General features: G+C 44.4%; 9 protein-coding genes. 5 read left to right on the top strand and 4 right to left on the bottom strand.

Annotated elements, in window-relative coordinates; translation table 11 throughout:
- Positions 1-273 precede the first annotated feature (273 nt).
- From psb28 to IQ270_RS13130, 3 genes are all read left to right on the top strand, one after another.
- Complete coding sequence (psb28, locus tag IQ270_RS13140) at positions 274-609, top strand: photosystem II reaction center protein Psb28 (RefSeq protein ID WP_193973632.1); 336 nt, start codon at positions 274-276, stop codon at positions 607-609.
- A gap of 69 nt (positions 610-678) precedes the next feature.
- Positions 679-1,185 carry a molybdenum cofactor biosynthesis protein B gene (locus IQ270_RS13135; RefSeq protein ID WP_193973640.1) on the top strand — a complete coding sequence of 169 codons (507 nt, stop codon included), beginning with the start codon at positions 679-681 and terminating at the stop codon, positions 1,183-1,185.
- A gap of 177 nt (positions 1,186-1,362) precedes the next feature.
- Positions 1,363-2,751: a cytochrome P450 gene (locus IQ270_RS13130; RefSeq protein ID WP_193973631.1), complete on the top strand. Its 1,389-nt coding sequence runs from the start codon at positions 1,363-1,365 to the stop codon at positions 2,749-2,751.
- A 74-nt stretch (positions 2,752-2,825) separates the two neighbouring features.
- Here the strand turns inward: IQ270_RS13130 and IQ270_RS13125 are convergent, their stop codons facing one another.
- Complete coding sequence (locus tag IQ270_RS13125) at positions 2,826-3,149, bottom strand: hypothetical protein (protein WP_193973630.1); 324 nt, start codon at positions 3,147-3,149, stop codon at positions 2,826-2,828.
- Between the two features lie 319 nt (positions 3,150-3,468).
- On the opposite strand from IQ270_RS13125, the gene IQ270_RS13120 reads away from it, so the two are divergent.
- Entirely contained in the window at positions 3,469-3,768 is a 300-nt protein-coding gene (locus IQ270_RS13120) for a type II toxin-antitoxin system RelE/ParE family toxin (protein WP_228056322.1), read from the top strand.
- Between the two features lie 49 nt (positions 3,769-3,817).
- Positions 3,818-4,129, top strand: a complete 312-nt coding sequence (locus IQ270_RS13115; protein ID WP_193973629.1) for a HigA family addiction module antitoxin — start codon at positions 3,818-3,820, stop codon at positions 4,127-4,129.
- Between the two features lie 183 nt (positions 4,130-4,312).
- On the opposite strand, the gene IQ270_RS13110 is transcribed toward IQ270_RS13115, so the two are convergent.
- The 3 genes from IQ270_RS13110 to IQ270_RS13100 all read right to left on the bottom strand — a co-directional run bounded on the left by IQ270_RS13110 (position 4,313) and on the right by IQ270_RS13100 (position 6,678).
- Positions 4,313-4,519, bottom strand: coding sequence for a hypothetical protein (locus IQ270_RS13110; protein WP_228056321.1), 207 nt, complete (start codon positions 4,517-4,519; stop codon positions 4,313-4,315).
- A 135-nt stretch (positions 4,520-4,654) separates the two neighbouring features.
- Positions 4,655-5,653 (bottom strand): restriction endonuclease, encoded by a 999-nt coding sequence (locus tag IQ270_RS13105; RefSeq protein ID WP_193973628.1) that lies wholly within the window; start codon positions 5,651-5,653, stop codon positions 4,655-4,657.
- Between the two features lie 8 nt (positions 5,654-5,661).
- Positions 5,662-6,678 carry a DNA cytosine methyltransferase gene (locus IQ270_RS13100; RefSeq protein ID WP_193973627.1) on the bottom strand — a complete coding sequence of 339 codons (1,017 nt, stop codon included), beginning with the start codon at positions 6,676-6,678 and terminating at the stop codon, positions 5,662-5,664.
- Positions 6,679-6,723: the final 45 nt, after the last annotated feature.

The raw sequence follows: 6,723 nt of genomic DNA, 5'->3' as shown, positions 1-6,723 counted from the left end.
CGCTTTCCCCCGCCCGCGACATCACCCGCGGCGAGATATCCGCCATCCTCTACCAAACTCTGGTAGCCACAAACCGGGCTGAGGCAATTAACTCTCCCTACATCGTCTAAGGAAATTGCCAGACAACCGAAAGGATAACTTGGGATATTTTTTCTGCTGTCTGGGATTCCCTCACTCTCGCCCGCTTTCCCAAGTCTTGATTTGCGAGTACCCAAATCGTCCTATGATAAAAGTTAAGAAATTAAGTAATCCTTAAGGTTCGAGTATCAAATTATGGCTAAAATTCAATTCTCTCGGGGGATGGACGAAGATTCTGTGCCCCAAGTGCGCCTCACCCGTTCTAAAAGCGGAGATCAAGGGACTGCCACCTTTTTGTTTGAAAATCCTAAAGCTCTCAGCAGCACCAGTACCCAAGACATTACTGGAATGTACATGATCGACGAAGAAGGCGAAATCATGACTCGCGAGGTTAAGGCTAAGTTCATCAACGGGCAGCCTGCGGGTTTGGAGGCTCTTTATCTGATGAAAAGTGTTGCAGAATGGGAGCGTTTTATGCGTTTCATGGAACGCTACTCGGAAGCAAACGGCTTAGGATTTAGCAAGGCATAATGGGTAGTTGGTGATTGGTAATTGGCAGAGCGCCTGTTGCCAGTTGCCGATTACTTAAAACAAGAAATTATGACGCAAATTCCTCACCCCGATTCATCTAAAATAGCCGTAAATTGCGCGATTATTACTGTTAGCGATACGCGCTCTAGAGAAACAGATAATAGCGGCTTGTTAACGAAGAAGTTGCTAAAAGATGCCGGTCACTCTGTGGTAGCTTACACTGTTGTTAAAGATGATGCAGCAAAAATTGTATTGCAAATGCAGGCGTTTTGCCAGCGCGAAGATGTCGATGCAATCATTTTTAATGGCGGCACGGGAATCGCTCCCCGAGATACAACTTACGATGTGATGGAGAGTTTGCTAGATAGAATTTTACCGGGATTTGGGGAGATATTTCGGTTTTTGAGCTATCAAGAAATTGGTTCGAGGGCGATCGCCTCTCGCGCCGTTGCAGGGGTGTATCAAGGCAAGTTAGTCTTTTCTCTTCCTGGCTCTAGCAATGGTGTGAAACTAGCTGTGGAAAAGCTAATTTTACCGGAGTTAGTTCATTTGGTGACGCAGTTGCGCGGTGGGTGAGGTCGATCGAGCTATTAGTCGATCGCCCGCATCCGGCTAAATTAATTAAAACTTACCCGAGATGTCTGATGTCGATCGCCCGCCAAATTTCCGGGTGAAAAATCAATCGCCGTGCAGTGCGATCTCTTGAAAGACTCGCACTAATATTAGAAATATTGTGTATCGCCAGTTTTTGCAATGACATTGCCTGCCGGATCTCATTCTCCTGCCTTGTTCCAAACTCTTTCGCTGGTAGCCGATCCGATCGCATTTTTCGATCGCAACTCGGCCAAATACGGCGATACATTTACCGCCCGAGTGTTGGGGCCCGCTTCGCCCCCCGTCGTGTTTCTCGGCCGTCCAGAAGCCATTCAGGCAGTGTTTACAACCTTAGCCGATGCCTTTGAATTTGGCAAAGTGACCAACGTATTTCGCCCGCTGGTGGGAACAGAATCGCTAATTATGAACGAAGGGGCGCGACACCTGCGGCAGCGACAGCTATTAATGCCCGCGCTGCATCGAGAACAGTTGCACGCCCAAGGCCATTTGATTGTGGATTTGACGCGAAAACAAACACACAATTGGAAAGCCGCAGAGGCGATCGCCGTGCGCGAAGAAATGTCAGAAATTTCGCTGCAAGTAATCCTGCAAGTCGTCTTCGGATTGGTGCCTGGAGAGCGCTACGAACAGCTCAAACACTTGCTTAGCAAACTTTTAGAAGCGATTACTTCCGAACTGTACTCCACGCAATTTTTCTTTGAACCGTTGCAGCAAAATTTGGGTTCTTGGAGTCCGTGGGGGCAGTTTTTGCAGCAAATGGCGCAGATTGATTCGCTGATTTATGCGGAAATTGCCGAGAGGCGATCGCACTCTCTCGATGCGTCTGGCACGGATATTCTATCAGTATTGATGATCGCCCGCGACGAAGCAGGCGAATCCATTGGCGATCGAGAATTGCGCGATCAGTTGATGACGCTGTTGCTGTTGGGACACGAAACCACCGGATCTGCCTTGACTTGGGCGTTTTACTGGCTGCATCAGTATCCCGAATGTCTCGCGGCGTTGCGCTGCGAATTGGATGAATTAGGCGAAAATCCCGATCCCGTCGCGCTTTCGCAGTCGCCCTATTTAACCGCAGTCTGCAAAGAAGCGCTGCGGGTTTATCCCATCGCCTTAATTTCGCAGCCGCGCAAAGTCAAAAGGGCGATCGAACTCGAAGGCTATACATATCAACCGGGAACCATTTTAATTCCCTGCGTGTATTTGGCGCACCGCCGCCCTGAAACCTACGAAAATCCGGCTTTATTCAATCCCGATCGCTTTTTAGATCGCAAGTTTTCCGCCTCTGAATATTTACCGTTTGGAGGCGGGAGTCGAAGTTGTATCGGGATGGCGCTATCGATGTTTGAGATGAAACTGGTGTTAGCAACAGTGTTGTCGGCGCGCGAATTTGTCTCAAATCTCGATCGGCCAATTCGTCCCGCCCGCCGGGGAATCACCTTTGTTCCGCCGGATCGGTTTCGATTAACCGTTGTGGGCGATCGATCGGCTAATATCAAGTATCCCGAAACAACCACAATTAAATAGGTTCGTAGTGAGGACGAAGAGTCCGCATAATTTTCTGAGGACGAAAAGTCCTCACTACCAACCCGAATCTGACATCATACGATGAAAATCCCAGCAACTTTGTCTTCATTCATAGCCATCCGTGCCACAAATTCATCTCCACCATCTGCAAAACTCAGCTTCCACAAATAAATCGAATCGTCACCTTGTTTTAGATCGCCAAAGTAAGTAATTGAATATCCGCTTTGCAGGCGTGAACCGAGCTGCTCGCTAACATCATCAAACATTTCTTGTGTAATCGCAGCTTTGTAGCCTGCATCGCCCACTGTGGTAAAAAGCTCGTAATTTTTCGATGCAGTCGCATCCAAAATAACTTGCAAACAATCGATCGCGTTTTGCGGAGGGGCTGTCGGGTTCATGATGTGTGCTCAATTTAAGGTTTTATCAAAATCTTCTAGCTCAGACTGCCGTCTGACTGTGTTAATTGTACCGCTAGTGCGATCCAATCCAGTTTTGGAGCGTCATTGACCGCCAACACCATCCGCTTAGCTCAGCCGCTACGATCGCCTTTTCGTTCTCCCAGATCCAGCCGTGCTGGTAGATTAAAGCGATTTTTGATTTTGCGATCGTGTAAGGCTTGACATCTGTAACCTCATAGGTTACATTACTAAGGTAATCTCAAAGGTTACAAAAACTTTTAATTAATATATATAAGTGCTATGAACTGGATATTCAGCCTTGATTGAAGGATTATTTCACATGATACAAACTTTTAAAAATAAAGCATTAGAAAGATTATTGAGGGAAGGTAATGCAAAAGGTATTCCTACAGAACTTCAAAAAAGGTCAAGAGCAAGAATTGAAGTAATAGATACAGCAATAATGATAGATGATATTAGAATACCAGGCTATGATTTACACGACCTTAAAGGTGATAGACAGGGAACTTGGTCAATAAAGGTATCAGGTAACTGGCGTATAAATTTTACATTTCAGGATAACAACCCATACGATATAGCTCTCGAAGATTATCACTAACCCATAAAACACAATCTAAAAATTTAACTTAAACCGAAAGGAAAGTTGCATGAAAGACATACAAAACATAATTCAAGGGAGGAAAGTCAGACCAGTACATCCGGGCGAGGTCATTTCAGATGTGCTTGAAGATATTGAAATGACTCAAACCAGGTTTGCTGAGATACTTGGTGTATCCCGCCGCAGTGTCAGCGAAATTGTTTTAGGTCAAAGACCAATTACAGTAGACATGGCAATTCGGATTGGGAAAGCGTTGGGGAATGGCCCTCAACTTTGGCTGAATCTTCAGCAAAAAGTTGATATCTGGGATGCAGTGCAAAAACACAGTGAAGAGTACGAAAAAGTATCTACGGTAGCATAGCGTCATATGTTAATCTGAGATTGCTAACCAAAGTTTAAATTGCGGTCTGCACATCTTACCTCCTCCGGCAAGTGGTCTCACCGCATTTTGCTCAAGATTTTATGAGTTCAAGCCATCCGAGTTTTGTCAAGATTCCCAGCAAAAGAAGAGCATAGCCGTCAAGATTAAAGTCAACTAGAAAAGTCATTCTTGCTGTGCCGCACGTCTCGCTTTTTGCTCCTCAATTTTTGCCCAAATAGCTTCTTGTCCGGGCTTATGTGGCATCATTGAAATGCGATCGAACCTTTCGCGGTTGCGATTTTCCCAATAGGAGCGAATTTCTGCTCTTGTTTGCAATACCTGTTGATACTCAATTTCAAGTCGATCGCGATTAGCTTCAATGTAAGACATAGCAGCGTTAATTTGATCGTCTGTGAGGTTAAATTTATGACGAATCAATTTTGGTGAATACTCAGCTAATTTTGTGTCAGAGTATGTGTGCTAAGAATTTCTTTTCAATAGAATGTTCGTTTAATAAGCAGCATTTCAGTCAGAAACTTTGTCCAAAAATAGCACTTCAGAAGGAATCCAACCCCTTGCATAGTTATCAGCCATAGCCAGCCACATAGAAATTCTTTCTTCGATGGGCACGATTCTTCCCCAATATTCCTCAAACAGAGAGTCTTCAAGAGTTGCAGCAGCAATTCGCATTTCACTTTCTATATCAGCAAGTGCTCTCTGAAGATAATTTCCGCCCCTAGATCCGTCTTTTCTGAGTGCAACGCTACCAGCAGAAAATAGGTCACGAGCCTGCGGACAGAGAACCCCTCTATAAGTGAGCATATAACTTACAGCATCGGAGTATTTATCTTTAGCACGCGAAGGCTTAACTATTTGGGGGCATAGTATAGCTGCCTCAGCACGAAGTTGACGCTTCTCATTCTGAGCGAGGTTCATATAGATCCTGACTTGGAGAGGTAAAGAGTGTTCTTGTTCTTCTTTCTCCTCAAACCACCACAGTCGTTCCCCTGGCTTAAGACGTTTTCTTGCGTAAGCCCTTACATAGGTCATTTTTTGTTCGTCTGAAGCTTTAGAGAATGATTCATAGGTAGTACCCATTTGCTCAAATAGGCTCTCTTCCGCAGTCATTTCAACCTCGAACCTTGGAACATGAGAGGTTCTGACATGGATAACACAGTCATCGTACTTCCCCCATCTAACTTCCGCCTCCCCTCCCATTTTTCCGAAAATCAAATAAATATGCTCAACAGATAGATCGCGCATACCTTCAAATATACTGTTCGCGATGCTTCTCCATGTATCATTCGTTGTGAATTTAACCTCTATGCCAAACTCGCTCAGCGATATATCAGGGAAGACATGAGGATGAGGTTCATAGTTAATGGTTAACCCCATCGACGCAAGCACATTTCTAACTTCGTCCTCAAATTGTTTGGAAGATGTGAACTTGCCGCTTATTCTGATTGTTTGATTTAGTCGCTCTACAACTTCTGATAAAATAGCTTCAAATTCATCAATATTCATTTGCTTCTTTAGTTATTTAGTGCAGCAATCACAGCCTTGCCAATATGCCAAGATAATACGGGTGGAACAGCATTACCGATCTGTCGCTCTGTTTCTCGGAGCTTAGACTGAAAAATAAACTTGTCGGGAAAAGACTGGATGCGTGCCGCCTCCCGCATGGAAATTCTCCTAGGCTGATTATAGTGAAACTGTATATTTCCGTGACATTCTGCCCGTATTGTGTAGCCCGGTCTGTCGGCTTTCAAGCATCTGCTCCCTTGCTCGGGGCTTCGGTTTGCTTTGCTCCAAATATGGTTAATTGATTCATCTTCTGGCATTTGCTCTAGATCGGCGATCGCTTGTTCAGATGTAATATGCTCGGCTTTTGAAAGAATTGGCCTTGGAGGTTCAAAATTAACTCCTGGCTGTGTACCCACAATGAAAACTCGATCTCTAGTTTGGGGAACTCCAAAGTCTGCTGCATGATATAGTCTGTAATCTACCTCATAGCCAATGCTTGAAAAATCTGATATCACTTTTTCTAAAGATGCTTTGTTATTTTGCATCAGCAGTCCTTTCACATTTTCGGCTACAAATATTTTTGGTTGGAGCCTTTTTACTGCCTCGACCATTGCTTTATAAAGTCCACTTCTACTACCATCAATACCAGCCCGTTTACCATTGACGGATATGTCTTGACAAGGAAAACCACCAACAACTACATCGGCATACTTTGGCATAGTATCCATCAAATCCCAAATGTCACCACAAATTATTTTTTTGCCAAGATTATGCTTGTATGTTCTGCAAGCAAACTCGTTGATATCGTTCGCCCATACAATATCTAAAGAAAGTGGTTTGTACCATTTTGCCAGAAATCTAAAGCCACCAGATAGACCTAAATCCATACCGCCACAACCAGAAAAAAGAGAAACAACTGTTGCTGGCTCTGGCTTCATGCAAAACGTTCTTTGCACTTGTTGCGAACCATCCAAAGATAAGACATCATCCAAGCTCGGCTTACCCACTCTTACGTCGCTTAACATACTTTTAGTTATCAGAAGTTTTGATGATTATACCGTTGTTGCGGT

This window comes from Microcoleus sp. LEGE 07076 (assembly GCF_015207455.1).
Lineage (GTDB): Bacteria > Cyanobacteriota > Cyanobacteriia > Cyanobacteriales > Microcoleaceae > Microcoleus.
The sequence above is the reverse complement of the archived record's forward strand: the minus strand, read 5'-3'. Positions and strand labels throughout refer to the sequence as shown.

Coding starts and splice junctions, on each gene's coding strand:
- psb28 (WP_193973632.1), top strand. CDS start 274: ATGGCTAAAATTCAATTCTCTCGGGGGATGGACGAAGATTCTGTGCCC.
- IQ270_RS13135 (WP_193973640.1), top strand. CDS start 679: ATGACGCAAATTCCTCACCCCGATTCATCTAAAATAGCCGTAAATTGC.
- IQ270_RS13130 (WP_193973631.1), top strand. CDS start 1,363: ATGACATTGCCTGCCGGATCTCATTCTCCTGCCTTGTTCCAAACTCTT.
- IQ270_RS13125 (WP_193973630.1), bottom strand. CDS start 3,149: ATGAACCCGACAGCCCCTCCGCAAAACGCGATCGATTGTTTGCAAGTT.
- IQ270_RS13115 (WP_193973629.1), top strand. CDS start 3,818: ATGAAAGACATACAAAACATAATTCAAGGGAGGAAAGTCAGACCAGTA.
- IQ270_RS13110 (WP_228056321.1), bottom strand. CDS start 4,519: ATGTCTTACATTGAAGCTAATCGCGATCGACTTGAAATTGAGTATCAA.
- IQ270_RS13105 (WP_193973628.1), bottom strand. CDS start 5,653: ATGAATATTGATGAATTTGAAGCTATTTTATCAGAAGTTGTAGAGCGA.
- IQ270_RS13100 (WP_193973627.1), bottom strand. CDS start 6,678: ATGTTAAGCGACGTAAGAGTGGGTAAGCCGAGCTTGGATGATGTCTTA.